We start from the raw sequence: 16,304 nt of genomic DNA, 5'->3' as shown, positions 1-16,304 counted from the left end.
ATCCAACGGCCCCTACGCCTTCAGGGCGTGTGCGCCCTGGTGCGTCGCGAATACGCGACACGCCCGAGCGCGGGGGTCGGACAGCTAGCGGTTCGAGAGAGAGAGTCAGACGACGCCATGGCGGGACAGAAGATCCGCATCCGGCTCAAGTCCTACGACCACGAGGTCATCGACAGCTCGGCGCGCAAGATCGTCGACACGGTGACGCGCGCTGGTGCAACGGTCGTGGGTCCGGTGCCGCTGCCGACGGAGAAGAACGTCTTCTGCGTCATCCGGTCGCCTCACAAGTATAAGGACAGCCGCGAGCACTTCGAGATGCGCACGCACAAGCGGCTGATCGACATCATCGATCCCACGCCGAAGGCCGTCGACTCGCTCATGCGTCTCGACCTGCCCGCGGACGTGAACATCGAGATCAAGCTCTGAGGCTGGAGGACATCATGACTACCCCCCAGCAGAACGCCCGCGCGGTCACGGCCGTGCTCGGCACGAAGCTCGGAATGACGCAGCTGTGGGACGAGGCCGGGCGCCTCGTGCCCGTCACGGTCGTCGCAGTCGGCACCAACGTCGTCACGCAGGTGCGCACGACGGACGCCGACGGCTACTCCGCCGTGCAGCTCGCCTACGGCCAGATCGACCCGCGCAAGGTCACCAAGCCGCTCAAGGGCCACTTCGAGAAGGCCGGCGTCACGCCGCGCCGTCACGTGGCCGAGGTCCGCACCACCGACGCGTCCGAGTACACGCTCGGACAGGAGATCACCGCCGACGCCTTCGAGGCCGGCGCAACGGTCGACGTCTCCGGTACGACCAAGGGCAAGGGCACCGCCGGTGTCATGAAGCGTCACGGCTTCTCCGGCGTCGGCGCCTCGCACGGTGCGCACCGCAACCACCGCAAGGCCGGCTCGATCGGTGGGGCATCGACCCCGTCGCGCGTCTTCAAGGGCATGCGCATGGCCGGCCGCATGGGCAACGTCCAGCAGACCACCCAGAACCTGACCGTCCACGCGGTCGACGCCGAGAAGGGGCTGCTGCTCGTCAAGGGCGCCGTCCCCGGCCCCAAGGGCGGCGTCGTCCTCGTGCGCAGCGCCGCGAAGGGAGCGTGAACAACATGGCCGCTCTGACCGTTGACGTCCTTGACCCCAAGGGCAAGAAGGCCGGCACCGCCGAGCTCCCCGCCGAGGTGTTCGACGTCGAGACGAACGTGCCGCTCATCCACCAGGTCGTCGTCGCCCAGCGTGCTGCTGCACGCCAGGGCACCCACGACACCAAGAGCCGCGGCGAGGTCCGCGGTGGTGGGCGCAAGCCGTACAAGCAGAAGGGCACGGGCCGCGCCCGTCAGGGCTCGATCCGCGCGCCGCAGTTCGCCGGCGGTGGCGTCGTCCACGGCCCGACGCCGCGCTCGTACGACCAGCGCACCCCGAAGAAGATGAAGGCGGCCGCCCTGCGCGGTGCCCTCTCGGACCGGGCGCGTCACGGCCGCGTGCACGTGGTGACCGGCTTCGGTGTCGACGGCCTGCCGTCGACGAAGACCGCCGTCGCGACGCTCGCCAAGCTCTCCGAGCGCAGGCACGTCCTCGTCGTCACCGAGCGTGGTGACGAGCTGACCGCCAAGTCGCTGCGGAACGTCGAGCAGGTCCACCTCCTGGTGGCCGACCAGCTCAACACCTACGACGTTCTCGTCTCCGACGACGTCGTCTTCACGCAGGGCGCGCTCGACGCGTTCCTGACCGGCCCGGCCACGGGTCGCTCCGCGAAGGCCGTCGCCACCTCCACCGAGGCGGACGAGACTGCTGCCGAGGAGGCTGCGAAGTGACCACCGTGACCAAGGACCCCCGCGACGTGATCCTCTCGCCCGTCGTCTCCGAGAAGAGCTACGGCCTCCTCGACGAGGGCAAGTACACGTTCGTCGTGGACCCGCGGGCCAACAAGACCGAGATCAAGATCGCGATCGAGCAGATCTTCTCCGTCAAGGTTGCTTCGGTGAACACGATCAACCGCAAGGGCAAGACGCGTCGGACGCGTTTCGGCCTGGGCAAGCGCAAGGACACCAAGCGTGCGATCGTCACCCTCCGCGAGGGCACGATCGACATCTTCGGCTGAGCCGACGAGAGCAGATTGAGGACAGATCCCCATGGGAATCCGTAAGTACAAGCCGACGACGCCCGGCCGCCGCGGCTCGAGCGTCGCCGACTTCGCCGAGATCACGCGCTCGCAGCCGGAGAAGTCTCTGGTCCGCCCGCTCTCCAAGAGCGGCGGCCGCAACAGCTCCGGTCGGATCACCACCCGTCACAAGGGTGGTGGCCACAAGCGTGCGTACCGCGTGATCGACTTCCGTCGTCACGACAAGGACGGCGTGCCCGCGAAGGTCGCGCACATCGAGTACGACCCCAACCGCACCGCGCGCATCGCGCTCCTGCACTACGCGGACGGCGAGAAGCGCTACATCATCGCGCCGAGCAAGCTCAAGCAGGGCGACGTCATCGAGAACGGTGCCGGCGCGGACATCAAGCCCGGCAACAACCTGCCGCTGCGCAACATCCCGACCGGTACGGTCATCCACGCCATCGAGCTCAAGCCCGGTGGCGGCGCGAAGATCGCCCGCTCGGCCGGTGCGTCGGTGCAGCTCGTCGCCAAGGACGGGCCGTACGCGCAGCTCCGCATGCCCTCCGGCGAGATCCGCAACGTCGACCTGCGCTGCCGCGCGACGGTCGGCGAGGTGGGCAACGCCGAGCAGTCGAACATCAACTGGGGCAAGGCCGGCCGTATGCGGTGGAAGGGCAAGCGCCCGACCGTCCGCGGTGTCGCGATGAACCCGATCGACCACCCGCACGGTGGTGGTGAAGGCAAGACCTCCGGTGGTCGTCACCCGGTGAGCCCGTGGGGCCAGCCGGAGGGACGTACCCGCCGACCGAACAAGCCGAGCGACAAGCTGATCGTGCGTCGTCGCCGTACCGGCAAGAAGCGCTGATAGGAGCCTGGAGACATGCCTCGTAGCCTGAAGAAGGGCCCCTTCGTCGACGACCACCTTCAGAAGAAGGTGGACGTGCAGAACGAGAAGGGGACCAAGAACGTCATCAAGACCTGGTCCCGTCGGTCGGTCATCACGCCCGACTTCCTCGGTCACACCTTCGCCGTGCACGACGGCCGCAAGCACACGCCGGTGTTCGTCACCGAGTCGATGGTCGGCCACAAGCTCGGCGAGTTCGCTCCCACGCGGACCTTCCGCGGCCACGTGAAGGACGACAAGAAGGGTCGTCGCCGCTGACCCGCGAGGGTCGCGATGACGACTGGATTGTCGAATGACGGTCAACACACAAGAAGGCAGGACAGCAATGGAAGCCAAGGCGCAGGCGCGGTTCGTCCGTGTCACGCCCCAGAAGGCCCGGCGCGTCGTGGACCTCATCCGTGGCAAGCAGGCCTCCGAGGCCGTCGCGGTGCTGAAGTTCGCACCGCAGGCGGCGAGCGAGCCCGTCCGCAAGGTCGTGGAGAGCGCGATCGCCAACGCCCGGGTGAAGGCGGACCGCGCGAGCGTCGCGTTCGACGAGCAGGAGCTCGTCGTGCGTGAGGCGTTCGTCGACGAGGGCCCGACCCTCAAGCGTTTCCGCCCGCGCGCCCAGGGCCGTGCGAACCGCATCCTCAAGCGCACCAGCCACATCACCGTGGTGATCGCTCCGCGCGAGAACACGAAGGGAAGTGCCCGATAGTGGGACAGAAGGTTCACCCGCACGGGTACCGCCTCGGCATCACCACCGACCACCGGTCGCGCTGGTTCGCCGACAGCACCAAGCCCGGACAGCGGTACCGCGACTACGTCCGCGAGGACGTCCAGATCCGCAAGCTCATGAGCACCGGTCTCGAGCGCGCGGGCATCTCCAAGGTCGAGATCGAGCGCACCCGTGACCGTGTCCGCGTGGACATCCACACGGCGCGCCCGGGCATCGTCATCGGTCGCCGTGGCGCCGAGGCGGACCGCATCCGCGGCGAGCTGGAGAAGCTCACGGGCAAGCAGGTGCAGCTCAACATCCTCGAGGTGAAGAACGCCGAGATCGACTCTCAGCTCGTCGCCCAGGGGATCGCCGAGCAGCTCGCGAGCCGTGTCTCGTTCCGTCGTGCCATGCGCAAGGGCATCCAGTCCGCGCAGCGCGCCGGTGCCAAGGGCATCCGCGTGCAGGTCTCCGGCCGCCTCGGCGGCGCGGAGATGAGCCGCTCGGAGTTCTACCGCGAGGGACGCGTCCCGCTGCACACGCTGCGCGCGTACATCGACTACGGCTTCTTCGAGGCCCGCACGACCTTCGGCCGCATCGGCGTGAAGGTCTGGATCTACAAGGGCGACGTCACCGAGAAGGAGTTCGCCGCGCAGCAGGCCACGGCCGCTCCGCGCCAGGGCCGTGGTGGCCCGCGTGGGGGAGAGCGCGGCGGCGACCGTCGCGGTGGCGAGCGTCGCGGTGGCGACCGTCGTCCCGAGCGTTCGGGCGAGCGGACCCCCGGGTCCGACGCGCCGGCCGCGGCAGAGCAGTCCGCTCCTGCGGTCGAGGCGAAGGCCCCTGAGACCGGAACGGAGGCCTGAGTCATGCTGATCCCGCGCAGGCTCAAGCACCGCAAGCAGCACCACCCGTCGCGCTCCGGCGCGGCGAAGGGTGGCACGCAGATCTCGTTCGGCGAGTACGGCATCCAGGCTCTCGAGCCCGCCTACGTGACGAACCGGCAGATCGAGGCTGCTCGTATCGCGATGACCCGCCACATCAAGCGTGGCGGCAAGGTCTGGATCAACATCTACCCGGACCGTCCCCTGACCAAGAAGCCCGCCGAGACCCGCATGGGTTCCGGCAAGGGCTCGCCCGAGTGGTGGGTCGCCAATGTCAAGCCCGGCCGCATCGTCTTCGAGCTGGCCGGTGTCCCGGAGCCCCTGGCGCGCGAGGCCATGCGTCGCGCGATCCACAAGCTCCCGATGAAGTGCCGTTTCGTGGTGCGCGAGGGTGGTGGCAACTGATGGCAATCGGAACGAAGGGGCTCGCCCCCGTCGACCTCGACGCCATGGACGACGAGACTCTCGTCGCCGAGCTCAAGAAGGTCAAGGAGGAGCTCTTCAACCTCCGCTTCCAGTCGGCCACCGGCCAGCTGGAGAGCCACGGGCGCCTCAAGGCCGTCCGCCGCGACATCGCGAGGATCTACACGATCCTGCGTGAGCGCGAGCTCGGCATCCGTACCGCGCCGAGCGCCGAGTGAGTGAGGCTGGAATGAGCGAGAACGCAACCAACGCGCCCGAGGTCGCCGAGGCGACCGCGCAGCGCGCGTACCGCAAGACGCGTCGCGGCTACGTCGTGAGCGACAAGATGGACAAGACCGTGGTGGTCGAGGTCGAGGACCGGGTCAAGCACCCGCTCTACGGCAAGGTCATCCGCCGCACGAGCAAGGTCAAGGCGCACGACGAGCAGAACTCTGCCGGCGTGGGCGACCTCGTGCTCATCATGGAGACCCGCCCGCTGTCCGCGACCAAGCGGTGGCGGCTCGTGGAGATCCTCGAGAAGGCCAAGTAAGCCACGCCGCACGGCAGGTTCGTGGCGGGCGGCGACGTCCGCCCGCCACGCACCCTCTCGTGCCGCACCGCGGTGCGGCAACCAGTGAGGACAGGTCCGGCGGGTCCACCGCCAGGTCTGGCCGGTTCACCCGCGAGGGACCCGGCACTGACAGCTATCCGTTCGGCAAGGCTCGCCCCGCGCGAGAACCGGCTCGACGACAGGAGTTCATTACATGATCCAGCAGGAGTCGCGACTTCGTGTCGCCGACAACACGGGTGCGAAGGAGATTCTCTGCATCCGTGTTCTCGGTGGCTCGGGCCGTCGCTACGCCGGAATCGGCGACGTCATCGTCGCAACCGTCAAGGACGCCATCCCGGGCGGGAACGTCAAGAAGGGCGACGTCGTCAAGGCGGTCGTCGTCCGCACCGCCAAGGAGCGCCGTCGTCCGGACGGTTCCTACATCAAGTTCGACGAGAACGCCGCCGTGATCCTCAAGAACGACGGTGAGCCGCGCGGTACCCGCATCTTCGGCCCGGTCGGGCGCGAGCTGCGCGACAAGCGGTTCATGAAGATCATCTCGCTGGCTCCGGAGGTGCTCTGACCATGGCCAAGATCAAGAAGGGCGACCTCGTCGTCGTCATCGCCGGCAAGGACAAGGGCAAGCAGGGCCGTGTGCTCGAGGTGCTCACCGACAGCGATCGCGTGATCGTCGAGGGTGTCCAGCGCGTCACGAAGCACACCAAGGTCGGCCAGTCGCAGCGCGGCACGCGGACCGGTGGCATCGAGACCGTCGAGGCCCCGATCCACATCAGCAACGTGATGGTCGTCGACCCGGAGACCAAGAAGGGCACCCGCGTCGGGTACCGCACCGAAGAGGTCGAGCGTGACGGCCGCCAGCGCACCGTTCGTGTGCGCGTGGCCAAGCGCTCCGGTAAGGACATCTGATGAGCACCGAGACCACTGAGATCGCAGCCCCCGAGATCCCCCGCCTCAAGCAGCGCTACCGCGAGGAGATCGTCGCCGGCCTGCGCGAGGAGTTCGGGCACGAGAACGTCAACCAGGTCGCCCGCGTCACGAAGATCGTCGTGAACATGGGCGTCGGTGACGCTGCCAAGGACTCGAAGCTCATCGAGGGCGCGATCCGCGACCTGTCCGCGATCACCGGCCAGAAGCCGCAGGTGACCAAGGCCCGCAAGTCCATCGCGCAGTTCAAGCTGCGCGAGGGCATGCCGATCGGTGCGCACGTCACGCTGCGCGGCGACCGCATGTGGGAGTTCCTGGACCGTCTGCTCGCGATCGCGCTGCCGCGCATCCGCGACTTCCGCGGGCTGTCGCCCAAGCAGTTCGACGGGCACGGCAACTACACCTTCGGCCTCACGGAGCAGTCCATGTTCCACGAGATCGACCAGGACAAGATCGACCGTGTCCGCGGTATGGACATCACGGTCGTGACCACGGCGACGACCGATGACGAGGGCCGCTCCCTGCTGCGCCGTCTCGGCTTCCCCTTCAAGGAGAACTGACATGGCGAAGAAGGCCCTGATCAACAAGGCGGCCGCCAAGCCCAAGTTCGCGGTCCGCGCCTACACCCGGTGCCAGAAGTGCGGTCGCCCGCACTCCGTGTACCGCAAGTTCGGCCTGTGCCGTATCTGCGTGCGCGAGATGGCCCACCGTGGTGAGCTTCCCGGCGTCACCAAGAGCAGCTGGTAACAACTACGTCGTAGGTCCTGGCGGAGCGCGCCGCACGGCGCGCCTCCGCCCGGATACCACGTCGAGGAAGGGCTAAGCCCGATGACGATGACCGACCCGATCGCAGACATGCTGACGCGTCTGCGTAACGCGAACTCGGCTTACCACGAGACGGTGACCATGCCGTACTCGAAGCTGAAGTCGCACATTGCTGAGATCCTGCAGGCCGAGGGCTACATCACCAGCTGGAGCGTCGAGGACGCGAAGGTGGGCAAGAACCTCACCATCCAGCTGAAGTTCGGCCCGAACCGTGAGCGCAGCCTTGCCGGGGTGCGCCGCGTGTCCAAGCCTGGCCTGCGCAAGTACGCCAAGTCCACCGAGCTGCCCAAGGTGCTCGGGGGCCTGGGCGTGGCGATCCTGTCCACGTCCTCCGGCCTCCTCACCGACAAGCAGGCCGCCAAGAAGGGCGTGGGCGGCGAAGTCCTCGCCTACGTCTGGTAATCCGGAAAGGAGATACGCCATGTCTCGAATCGGCAAGATCCCCGTTCCGGTCCCGGCCGGAGTGGATGTCACCATCAGCGGCGCGCTCGTGACCGTGAAGGGCCCCAAGGGTTCTCTCGAGCACAACGTGCCCACCCCCATCCAGGTCGCCCAGGAGGACGGCACCCTCGTGGTGACGCGCCCGGACGACGAGCGCGAGTCCCGTGCGCTGCACGGCCTCACCCGCACCCTGCTGGCGAACCTCGTCCAGGGCGTGACGCAGGGCTACGAGAAGAAGCTCGAGATCGTCGGCACCGGCTACCGCGTGACCGCCAAGGGCTCGGACCTCGAGTTCGCCCTCGGCTTCAGCCACCCGGTCGTCATCACGCCGCCCGCGGGCATCACGTTCGCGGTCGAGAGCCCGACGAAGTTCTCGGTCTCCGGCATCGACAAGCAGCAGGTCGGCGAGGTCGCAGCGAACATCCGCAAGATCCGCAAGCCCGAGCCGTACAAGGGCAAGGGTGTGCGTTACGCCGGCGAGGTCGTCCGCCGCAAGGTCGGAAAGGCTGGTAAGTAACGATGGCTCTGAAGGTTCTCGGCAAGGGCAAGGCCGTCGCGCGACAGCGCCGCCACCTGCGCCTGCGCAAGAAGATCAAGGGGACCGGCGCTCGTCCGCGCCTCGTGGTGACGCGTTCCACGCGTCACATCACGGCTCAGGTCGTGGACGACACGATCGGTCAGACGCTCGCGTCGGCCTCGTCGCTCGAGGCGGACCTGCGTGCGCTCGACGGCGACAAGAGCGCCAAGGCCCGCAAGGTCGGCGAGCTCGTCGCCGAGCGCGCGAAGGCCAAGGGCGTCGACTCGGTCGTCTTCGACCGTGGCGGCAACAAGTACCACGGTCGGGTCGCTGCGGTCGCCGACGGCGCCCGCGAGGGCGGTCTGGCCCTGTGACGACGCCGACCATCCCCACACGGAAGCAAAGGATTCTCTGATGGCTGCAGGGCAGCGCAGCAACACCGGCGCCCCCACGGGTGCCGCCAACGAGTCGAGCGACCCCAACGCGCGCGGGGGGCGCCGCGACGACCGTCGCGGTGACCGTCGCGACGGTCGCCGTGGCGACGCAGCCGAGAAGAACGCCTTCGTCGAGCGTGTCGTCACCATCAACCGCGTCTCCAAGGTCGTCAAGGGCGGCCGCCGCTTCAGCTTCACCGCTCTCGTCGTGGTGGGCGACGGCGACGGCACCGTCGGCGTCGGCTACGGCAAGGCGAAGGAGGTGCCCGCGGCGATCGCCAAGGGTGTCGAGGAGGCCAAGAAGAACTTCTTCAAGGTCCCGCGCATCCAGGGCACCATCCCGCACCCCATCCAGGGTGAGGCCGCTGCGGGCGTCGTGTTCCTCCGTCCGGCCGCGCCGGGTACCGGTGTCATCGCCGGTGGTCCGGTGCGCGCCGTGCTGGAGTGCGCCGGCATCCACGACGTGCTGAGCAAGTCGCTCGGCTCGTCGAACGCGATCAACATCGTGCACGCGACCGTCGAGGCCCTGCGCAACCTGGAGCAGCCTGAGGCTGTCGCCGCGCGCCGTGGTCTCCCGCTCGAGGACGTGGCTCCGGCCGCGCTCCTGCGTGCCCGTGCTGCGGGGGTGACCGCCTGATGGCCAGGCTCAAGGTGACCCAGACGAAGTCCGCCATCGGCGGCAAGCAGAACCAGCGCGACACGCTGCGCACTCTGGGCCTCAAGCGGATCGGCGACACCGCCGTGAAGGAGGACCGCCCGGAGATCCGCGGCATGGTCGCGACGGTGGCGCACCTCGTCACCGTTGAGGAGGTCGAGTGACCATGGCTGAGAAGGCCACCAAGGAGACCGCCGAGGCTCCGAAGAAGAAGACCGCTGCCAAGGCTCCGGCCAAGGCGGAGGCCGCGCCGGCCACCAAGCAGGCCGGCAAGCAGACCGAGGGTGCCGGCGGCACGCTCAAGATCCACCACCTGCGTCCGGCTCCCGGCGCCAAGAAGGCCAAGACCCGTGTGGGTCGTGGTGAGGCGTCGAAGGGCAAGACGGCGGGCCGCGGTACCAAGGGTACGAAGGCTCGTTACCAGGTTCCCGAGCGCTTCGAGGGCGGGCAGATGCCTCTGCACATGCGCCTCCCGAAGCTGCGCGGCTTCAAGAACCCGTTCCGCACCGAGTACCAGGTCGTGAACCTGGACAAGCTCGCGGCGCTGTACCCCGAGGGTGGCCAGGTCACCGTCGAGGACCTCGTCGCCAAGGGCGCGGTCCGCAAGGGCCAGCTCGTGAAGGTGCTCGGCACGGGCGAGATCACCGTCAAGCTCGAGGTCGCGGTCGACGCGCTCTCGGGTGCCGCGCGCGAGAAGATCCTCGCCGCCGGCGGCTCGGTCTCCGAGGACTGATCCCCACGGACAGGGCCGATGGCGCACGTGCGCTGTCGGCCCTGTCCGCGTCTACGGGGTCCGTCCCCGTGGGACAGCCCCGCCGGACGACCGCCGCACGACCCGTGGTCCGTCCGGCAGCGCACCACGGTTAGACTTCCCGTCGGTCGTCGTCCGCCTCGCGCGGGTGACCGCCGTCACGCTCGGTTCTCGGTCCGGTCCGTCCGGTCGGCGACACCGACTTGCCGTTCGACGCGGCGCAACGGCTAGGGTGCCACTTGGCGCTCGTGCCGTGCGTCACACCTCGCCGGGCCTCCCGGCGACACGACATCCCGCCTCGGCGGGCCAGGAGGATAGGTGCTCAGCGCATTCGCCCGGGCTTTCCGGACGCCCGACCTGCGGCGCAAGCTGCTGTTCACGATCGCGATCATGGCGATCTTCCGGGTGGGGTCGTTCATCCCCACTCCCGGCGTGGACTACCCCAACGTGCAGCAGTGCATCGCGGAGACCGCCGACGGCAACGACCTGCTCGGCCTCGTCAACCTCTTCAGCGGCGGGGCGCTGCTGCAGCTGTCGATCTTCGCGCTCGGCATCATGCCGTACATCACTGCGAGCATCATCGTCCAGCTGCTGCGTGTCGTCATCCCTCGCTTCGAGGCCCTGCACAAGGAGGGCCAGTCGGGCCAGTCGAAGCTCACGCAGTACACGCGCTACCTGACGATCGCGCTCGCGATCCTCCAGTCGACGACCGTCATCACGACGGCACGCAACGGCCTGCTCTTCCAGGGCTGCTCGGTGGAGGTCATCCCCGACGGCAGCTTCACGACGATGGCGATCATGGTCATCACCATGACGGCGGGCACGGGCCTCATCATGTGGCTCGGCGAGCTCATCACCGAGCGCGGCGTCGGCAACGGCATGTCGCTCCTCATCTTCACGTCGATCGCGGCGAGCTTCCCGACGGCCCTGTGGTCGATCGCGGGCGGCGCGAACGGTGCGACGAACTTCATCATCATGATCGCGGTCATCGTGGTCGTGATCGGGCTCGTCGTCTTCGTCGAGCAGTCGCAGCGCCGGATCCCGGTGCAGTACGCGAAGCGCATGGTCGGCCGGCGCATGTACGGCGGCTCGAGCACGTACATCCCGATCAAGATCAACATGGCGGGCGTCATCCCGGTGATCTTCGCGGCCTCGCTGCTCGCGGTCCCGGGCCTCATCGCGCAGTTCGGCGACCAGAGCGCCGACTGGGTCATCTGGGTGAGCACCAACCTCGCCGACCCGGCCGCGCCGCTGCACATCCTGCTGTACGTGCTGATGATCCTCTTCTTCTGCTTCTTCTACACGTCGATCACGTTCAACCCGGACGAGGTCGCGGACAACATGAAGAAGTACGGCGGCTTCATCCCGGGCATCCGTGCCGGGCGCCCGACCGCCGAGTACCTCGACTACGTCATCACCCGCATCACCTCCGCGGGTGCCATCTACCTCGCGCTCGTCGCACTGCTGCCGACGCTCGTCCTCATCGGTCTCGGCGTGAGCACGAACATCCCGTTCGGTGGCTCCTCGATCATCATCGTCGTGGGCGTCGGCCTGGAGACGGTCAAGCAGATCAACTCCCAGCTGCAGCAGCGCCACTACGAAGGGTTCCTCCGTTGAGCACCACCCCCGACGGCACCTCCACCGCCTCGCGCGCCGCGCGGCTCGTCATCATGGGCCCGCAGGGCGCCGGGAAGGGCACGCAGGCCGCGCGCCTGGCCGAGCGCCTGGAGATCCCCGCGATCTCGACGGGCGACATCTTCCGCGCCAACATCAAGGGCGGCACGGATCTCGGTCGGCTCGTGCAGGAGTACACGGCCAAGGGCGAGCTCGTCCCGGACTCGGTGACGAACGACATGGTCCGTGACCGCCTCGCGCAGGACGACGCGGCCGGTGGCTTCATCCTCGACGGCTACCCCCGCAACGCGGCGCAGGTCGCCGAGCTCGACGCGATCCTCGCCGACCTCGGCTGGTCGCTCGACGGCGTCGTGGAGCTCGCTGCCGACCGTGACGAGCTGCTCGCACGCCTCGCACGGCGCGCCGAGCTCGAGGGCCGCGAGGACGACACCGAGGAGGCGATCGCCCGGCGCCTCGACATCTACGCGGAGCAGACGGCACCGCTCACCTCCGCCTACGAGGAACGCGGGCTCCTCGTGCGCGTGGACGGCATCGGGGACATCGACGAGGTCACGGAGCGCATCGTCGCCGGCCTCGAGTCCCAGGTGGGCTGAGCGACTCCAGGTCGCTCGTCGTACGGCACGTCCGAGGGAGCAGCAGGGTGTTCGGTCGCGAACGCATCGAGTACAAGACGCACGACCAGGTGCGTGCCATGCGGCGCGCCGGCCTGGTGGTCTCGCACGCCCTCGGGACGGTGCGCGAGAGCGTGCGCCCGGGCATGACGACGGCGGACCTGGACGCCCTGGCCGCGGCGGTCATCGCGGACGCGGGCGCGACGCCGTCGTTCCTCGGCTACGAGGGCTATCCCGCGTCCCTGTGCGTCTCGGTCAACGACGAGGTGGTCCACGGCATCCCGGGGGCGCGCGAGCTGCGCCCGGGCGACGTCGTCTCGGTCGACTGCGGTGCGATCGTCGACGGCTGGCACGGCGACTCCGCGGTCTCGTTCGTGCTCGGTGAGGGCGACCCGCGGGACGAGGCGCTCGTCGAGGCGACGCGCCAGGCCATGTGGGCGGGCATCGCGGCGCTCGCCACGGGGGAGCGGTTGTGCGACGTCGGGTCGGCGATCGAGGACTCGGTCCGGGTCTCGGGCGAGTCCGACGGCGTGACGTACGGGATCGTCGAGGAGTACGTCGGGCACGGCATCGGATCGGCGATGCACCAGCCGCCGGACGTGCCCAACTACCGCACGCGCGAGAAGGGGACGCGGCTGCGCCCCGGGATGTGCCTCGCGATCGAGCCGATGGTCACGCTCGGCGAGCGGTTCACGCAGGTGTGCGAGGACGACTGGACCGTCGTGACCGACGACGGTGCCCGTGCGGCGCACTGGGAGCACAGCGTCGCGATCCTCGACGAGGGGATCTGGGTCCTCACCGCGGCGGACGGCGGCGCCGAGGAGCTCGCGGCACGAGGCGTGCAGGTCGCGCCGCTCCCCGCGGCCTGACCTCCGGGGTGGGCGTGATGCGCCCCGAGCGGTCGTCAACCCGTGCGTGGTTTCGCGACCCTTGCCGGATGCCGTAGGATGGTCCGTCGGGTGTAGTCCGTGCTGTCCTTTTGCCTGGCCCCCGTCCCTCGGGGCCCGGGCGATCGGCATCGGCACGTGGCTCCACGCGACTCCCACGGATGCACGGCCCCCGGGTCGGGCGCGCGCGGGAAACCCAGCAGTTCAGACGAGAGTTAGCGGAGGACATGGCAAAGAAGGACGGTGTCATCGAGATCGAGGGCAGCGTGGTCGAGGCCCTGCCGAACGCGATGTTCCGCGTGGAGCTGGCCAACGGTCACAAGGTTCTCGCGCACATCTCGGGCAAGATGCGCCAGCACTACATCCGGATCCTCCCCGAGGACCGGGTCGTGGTCGAGCTGAGCCCGTACGACCTGTCCCGCGGCCGGATCGTCTACCGCTACAAGTAGTCGCCACGCGTCCACCACTCACCAGCCTCGCCCACCGGCCACCGGGACCGCCCGTCGGTCGCGCCCGGCAGCGTGGCCCCACTGAGGGAACACAGATGAAGGTCAAGCCCAGCGTCAAGAAGATCTGCGACAAGTGCAAGGTGATCCGCCGGCACGGTCGCGTCATGGTGATCTGCGACAACCTGCGGCACAAGCAGCGCCAGGGCTGAGCCCAGCGCCTGCGCGCCACGGGTGACGGTCCCTCGGGACCACAGGTCATCGGGTCGCCCGCCACGAGGCGGTGACGACCACCAGCGCACCACCACGAACCTGCTCGGCACCCCGGACCACGTCCGGGAGGAGACGCCACAGGCAGGGGAACCCCCGGCTCGGAGGCCGGGGCCCGCGGAGCTCCCCGCGGGAGGGCGGTGCGAGAGACCTCCGACGATGAACGAGGAGCCGAAAGGCACATGGCACGTCTTATCGGCGTCGACCTCCCCCGCGACAAGCGGCTCGAGGTTGCGCTCACCTACATCTACGGCGTCGGCCGTACCCGCGCCCAGCAGACGCTGGCCGCGACCGGCATCAGCCCGGACGCGCGCGTGAAGGACCTCGGCGACGCCGAGCTCGTCGCGCTGCGCGACTACCTCGAGGGCAGCTTCAAGCTCGAGGGTGACCTCCGTCGTGAGGTGGCCGCCGACATCCGCCGCAAGGTCGAGATCGGCACCTACCAGGGCCTGCGTCACCGCCGCGGCCTGCCTGTGCGCGGTCAGCGCACGAAGACCAACGCGCGTACTCGCAAGGGACCCAAGCGCACCGTGGCCGGCAAGAAGAAGGCCCGCTGAGCCAGTCCGCAGGGCGGGCCCCGCTCGCGCGCTGACGCAGACCGAACCCCGGTCCTCGTCCCGCCGGTCGGAGATCCCCGCGGTCAGACCACCTCAGACCAGGAGAAGAACAAGAGATGCCTCCCAAGACTCGCGCCGCTGCAGGGCGCAAGCCTCGCCGCAAGGACAAGAAGAACGTCCCGGCCGGCCAGGCGCACATCAAGAGCACGTTCAACAACACCATCGTGTCGATCACGGACCCTTCGGGCGCCGTGATCGCGTGGGCCTCCGGCGGCGACGTCGGCTTCAAGGGCTCGCGCAAGTCGACGCCCTTCGCCGCCGGCCTCGCGGCCGAGGCCGCTGCGCGCAAGGCGCAGGAGCACGGCATGAAGAAGGTCGACGTCTTCGTCAAGGGCCCGGGCTCGGGCCGCGAGACCGCGATCCGATCGCTCCAGTCGGCCGGCCTCGAGGTCGGCTCGATCCAGGACGTCACGCCGCAGGCGCACAACGGGTGCCGCCCGCCCAAGCGTCGTCGCGTCTGACCCCTCGTCGTCGGTGCGCCGTCGACGGCCCCGTCCCGGTCGTGCACCGGGCGGGCCCGTCGACGGCACCCGTCACGGGGCAGCCGCCTCCTGACGGGGCCGACGGCTCCCGCCCGGCCGGGTGGACAGAGTCCCGGCCGGGGCCGCGTGCCGCAGGCGCGCACCTCGCCTTGAACCGTGAAGCGTCATATGGCGGACGCTCACCGAAAGGAAACCACCAGTGCTGATCGCACAGCGCCCCACCTTGACCGAAGAGGTCATCTCGGAGAACCGTTCGCGCTTCTCCATCGAGCCGCTGGAGCCGGGCTTCGGCTACACGCTCGGCAACTCGCTGCGTCGCACGCTGCTGTCGTCCATCCCGGGCGCGGCGGTCACCTCCATCCGCATCGACGGTGTGCTCCACGAGTTCACCACCGTGCCGGGTGTGAAGGAGGACGTCACCGAGGTCATCCTCAACATCAAGAACCTCGTCGTCTCCTCGGAGAACGACGAGCCCGTCGTGATGTACCTGCGCAAGCAGGGCGCTGGTGCGGTCACCGCGGCGGACATCGTCCCGCCCGCGGGTGTGGAGGTCCACAACCCCGAGCTGCACATCGCCACGCTCAACGACAAGGGGAAGCTCGAGATCGAGCTCACCGTCGAGCGCGGCCGTGGCTACGTCTCCGCGTCGCAGAACAAGTCGTTCGACGCGGAGATCGGCCGGATCCCGGTCGACTCGATCTACTCGCCGGTCCTCAAGGTGACCTACAAGGTCGAGGCGACGCGTGTCGAGCAGCGCACGGACTTCGACAAGCTGGTCGTGGACGTCGAGTCGAAGCCGGCGATCACGCCGCGCGACGCGCTCGCGTCAGCGGGCAAGACGCTGGTGGAGCTCTTCGGCCTGGCCCGTGAGCTCAACGTCGAGGCCGAGGGCATCGAGATCGGCCCGTCGCCGACGGACGCGGCCCTGGCCGCCGACCTGGCGCTGCCGATCGAGGAGCTCAACCTCACGATCCGCTCGTACAACTGCCTCAAGCGCGAGGGCATCCACCAGGTGGGCGAGCTCGTGGCCCGCAGCGAGGCGGACCTGCTGGACATCCGCAACTTCGGTGCGAAGTCCATCAACGAGGTGAAGGAGAAGCTCGCCGAGCTCGGCCTGTCCCTCAAGGACTCGCCGCTCGACTTCGACCCGTCCGCCGCCGCGTACTACGACGGCGACGACGACGAGGCGACGTTCTCGGACACCGAGCAGCAGTACTGAGCCTGCGGCTCTAGACACCTCAGCGCGTCCGG

The 16,304-nt window shown here is 68.8% G+C and carries 29 protein-coding genes; all 29 read left to right on the top strand.

Features of this window, described 5'->3' with window-relative positions:
- The first annotated feature begins 117 nt into the window (after positions 1-117).
- A complete protein-coding gene (rpsJ, locus tag AC4H2H_RS05635; RefSeq protein ID WP_012867945.1) occupies positions 118-426 on the top strand; it encodes a 30S ribosomal protein S10 in 309 nt (102 codons plus the stop codon).
- A 14-nt stretch (positions 427-440) separates the two neighbouring features.
- Positions 441-1,103 carry a 50S ribosomal protein L3 gene (gene rplC / locus AC4H2H_RS05630; protein ID WP_494369821.1) on the top strand — a complete coding sequence of 221 codons (663 nt, stop codon included), beginning with the start codon at positions 441-443 and terminating at the stop codon, positions 1,101-1,103.
- A 5-nt stretch (positions 1,104-1,108) separates the two neighbouring features.
- Positions 1,109-1,813, top strand: a complete 705-nt coding sequence (rplD, locus tag AC4H2H_RS05625; RefSeq protein WP_494369820.1) for a 50S ribosomal protein L4 — start codon at positions 1,109-1,111, stop codon at positions 1,811-1,813.
- On the top strand, positions 1,810-2,100 hold the full coding sequence (rplW, locus tag AC4H2H_RS05620; protein ID WP_251153537.1) for a 50S ribosomal protein L23: 291 nt from the start codon (positions 1,810-1,812) through the stop codon (positions 2,098-2,100). The genes rplD and rplW overlap by 4 nt, the downstream gene beginning before the upstream one ends.
- A 31-nt stretch (positions 2,101-2,131) precedes the next feature.
- Complete coding sequence (rplB, locus tag AC4H2H_RS05615; protein WP_191612722.1) at positions 2,132-2,968, top strand: 50S ribosomal protein L2; 837 nt, start codon at positions 2,132-2,134, stop codon at positions 2,966-2,968.
- Between the two features lie 15 nt (positions 2,969-2,983).
- Complete coding sequence (gene rpsS, locus AC4H2H_RS05610) at positions 2,984-3,265, top strand: 30S ribosomal protein S19 (protein WP_123307980.1); 282 nt, start codon at positions 2,984-2,986, stop codon at positions 3,263-3,265.
- Between the two features lie 67 nt (positions 3,266-3,332).
- Positions 3,333-3,704, top strand: coding sequence for a 50S ribosomal protein L22 (gene rplV, locus AC4H2H_RS05605; RefSeq protein WP_251153538.1), 372 nt, complete (start codon positions 3,333-3,335; stop codon positions 3,702-3,704).
- The gene (gene rpsC, locus AC4H2H_RS05600) at positions 3,704-4,567 is read left to right on the top strand and encodes a 30S ribosomal protein S3 (RefSeq protein WP_494369819.1); all 864 of its coding nucleotides are present in this window, start codon (positions 3,704-3,706) and stop codon (positions 4,565-4,567) included. Before rplV ends, rpsC begins: the two co-directional genes overlap by 1 nt.
- 3 nt (positions 4,568-4,570) lie before the next feature.
- Entirely contained in the window at positions 4,571-4,990 is a 420-nt protein-coding gene (rplP, locus tag AC4H2H_RS05595) for a 50S ribosomal protein L16 (RefSeq protein WP_069386374.1), read from the top strand.
- Positions 4,990-5,226: a 50S ribosomal protein L29 gene (rpmC, locus tag AC4H2H_RS05590; RefSeq protein WP_021480429.1), complete on the top strand. Its 237-nt coding sequence runs from the start codon at positions 4,990-4,992 to the stop codon at positions 5,224-5,226. The genes rplP and rpmC overlap by 1 nt, the downstream gene beginning before the upstream one ends.
- A gap of 11 nt (positions 5,227-5,237) precedes the next feature.
- Entirely contained in the window at positions 5,238-5,537 is a 300-nt protein-coding gene (rpsQ, locus tag AC4H2H_RS05585; protein ID WP_483775919.1) for a 30S ribosomal protein S17, read from the top strand.
- A 214-nt stretch (positions 5,538-5,751) separates the two neighbouring features.
- The gene (rplN, locus tag AC4H2H_RS05580; RefSeq protein ID WP_021480431.1) at positions 5,752-6,120 is read left to right on the top strand and encodes a 50S ribosomal protein L14; all 369 of its coding nucleotides are present in this window, start codon (positions 5,752-5,754) and stop codon (positions 6,118-6,120) included.
- 2 nt (positions 6,121-6,122) lie between these two features.
- Positions 6,123-6,464 carry a 50S ribosomal protein L24 gene (rplX, locus tag AC4H2H_RS05575; RefSeq protein ID WP_483775920.1) on the top strand — a complete coding sequence of 114 codons (342 nt, stop codon included), beginning with the start codon at positions 6,123-6,125 and terminating at the stop codon, positions 6,462-6,464.
- Complete coding sequence (gene rplE, locus AC4H2H_RS05570) at positions 6,464-7,042, top strand: 50S ribosomal protein L5 (protein ID WP_494369818.1); 579 nt, start codon at positions 6,464-6,466, stop codon at positions 7,040-7,042. The genes rplX and rplE overlap by 1 nt, the downstream gene beginning before the upstream one ends.
- A gap of 1 nt (position 7,043) precedes the next feature.
- The gene (locus AC4H2H_RS05565; RefSeq protein ID WP_021480434.1) at positions 7,044-7,229 is read left to right on the top strand and encodes a type Z 30S ribosomal protein S14; all 186 of its coding nucleotides are present in this window, start codon (positions 7,044-7,046) and stop codon (positions 7,227-7,229) included.
- Between the two features lie 81 nt (positions 7,230-7,310).
- Entirely contained in the window at positions 7,311-7,709 is a 399-nt protein-coding gene (gene rpsH / locus AC4H2H_RS05560; RefSeq protein WP_494369817.1) for a 30S ribosomal protein S8, read from the top strand.
- 19 nt (positions 7,710-7,728) lie between these two features.
- Positions 7,729-8,265 carry a 50S ribosomal protein L6 gene (gene rplF, locus AC4H2H_RS05555; RefSeq protein ID WP_494369816.1) on the top strand — a complete coding sequence of 179 codons (537 nt, stop codon included), beginning with the start codon at positions 7,729-7,731 and terminating at the stop codon, positions 8,263-8,265.
- A gap of 2 nt (positions 8,266-8,267) precedes the next feature.
- On the top strand, positions 8,268-8,639 hold the full coding sequence (rplR, locus tag AC4H2H_RS05550; RefSeq protein WP_494369815.1) for a 50S ribosomal protein L18: 372 nt from the start codon (positions 8,268-8,270) through the stop codon (positions 8,637-8,639).
- Positions 8,640-8,679: 40 nt separating this feature from the next.
- Complete coding sequence (gene rpsE, locus AC4H2H_RS05545; RefSeq protein WP_494369814.1) at positions 8,680-9,336, top strand: 30S ribosomal protein S5; 657 nt, start codon at positions 8,680-8,682, stop codon at positions 9,334-9,336.
- A complete protein-coding gene (gene rpmD, locus AC4H2H_RS05540) occupies positions 9,336-9,518 on the top strand; it encodes a 50S ribosomal protein L30 (RefSeq protein WP_021480439.1) in 183 nt (60 codons plus the stop codon). Before rpsE ends, rpmD begins: the two co-directional genes overlap by 1 nt.
- 2 nt (positions 9,519-9,520) lie before the next feature.
- Positions 9,521-10,087 carry a 50S ribosomal protein L15 gene (gene rplO, locus AC4H2H_RS05535; protein ID WP_494369813.1) on the top strand — a complete coding sequence of 189 codons (567 nt, stop codon included), beginning with the start codon at positions 9,521-9,523 and terminating at the stop codon, positions 10,085-10,087.
- A gap of 336 nt (positions 10,088-10,423) precedes the next feature.
- Positions 10,424-11,722: a preprotein translocase subunit SecY gene (gene secY, locus AC4H2H_RS05530; RefSeq protein ID WP_494369812.1), complete on the top strand. Its 1,299-nt coding sequence runs from the start codon at positions 10,424-10,426 to the stop codon at positions 11,720-11,722.
- Complete coding sequence (locus tag AC4H2H_RS05525; protein WP_494369811.1) at positions 11,719-12,333, top strand: adenylate kinase; 615 nt, start codon at positions 11,719-11,721, stop codon at positions 12,331-12,333. Before secY ends, AC4H2H_RS05525 begins: the two co-directional genes overlap by 4 nt.
- A gap of 47 nt (positions 12,334-12,380) precedes the next feature.
- Positions 12,381-13,220 carry a type I methionyl aminopeptidase gene (map, locus tag AC4H2H_RS05520; protein ID WP_494369810.1) on the top strand — a complete coding sequence of 280 codons (840 nt, stop codon included), beginning with the start codon at positions 12,381-12,383 and terminating at the stop codon, positions 13,218-13,220.
- Between the two features lie 245 nt (positions 13,221-13,465).
- Complete coding sequence (infA, locus tag AC4H2H_RS05515) at positions 13,466-13,687, top strand: translation initiation factor IF-1 (protein ID WP_012867920.1); 222 nt, start codon at positions 13,466-13,468, stop codon at positions 13,685-13,687.
- 95 nt (positions 13,688-13,782) lie between these two features.
- Positions 13,783-13,896 carry a 50S ribosomal protein L36 gene (gene rpmJ, locus AC4H2H_RS05510; RefSeq protein ID WP_003956441.1) on the top strand — a complete coding sequence of 38 codons (114 nt, stop codon included), beginning with the start codon at positions 13,783-13,785 and terminating at the stop codon, positions 13,894-13,896.
- A gap of 240 nt (positions 13,897-14,136) precedes the next feature.
- Positions 14,137-14,511, top strand: a complete 375-nt coding sequence (rpsM, locus tag AC4H2H_RS05505; protein ID WP_483775929.1) for a 30S ribosomal protein S13 — start codon at positions 14,137-14,139, stop codon at positions 14,509-14,511.
- A gap of 116 nt (positions 14,512-14,627) precedes the next feature.
- On the top strand, positions 14,628-15,032 hold the full coding sequence (gene rpsK, locus AC4H2H_RS05500; protein ID WP_021479759.1) for a 30S ribosomal protein S11: 405 nt from the start codon (positions 14,628-14,630) through the stop codon (positions 15,030-15,032).
- A gap of 220 nt (positions 15,033-15,252) precedes the next feature.
- The gene (locus tag AC4H2H_RS05495) at positions 15,253-16,272 is read left to right on the top strand and encodes a DNA-directed RNA polymerase subunit alpha (RefSeq protein WP_494369809.1); all 1,020 of its coding nucleotides are present in this window, start codon (positions 15,253-15,255) and stop codon (positions 16,270-16,272) included.
- Positions 16,273-16,304 lie beyond the last annotated feature (32 nt).

It is taken from the genome of Cellulosimicrobium sp. BMG9.22, assembly GCF_059159975.1.
This window is presented reverse-complemented; position numbering and strand designations above follow the sequence as displayed.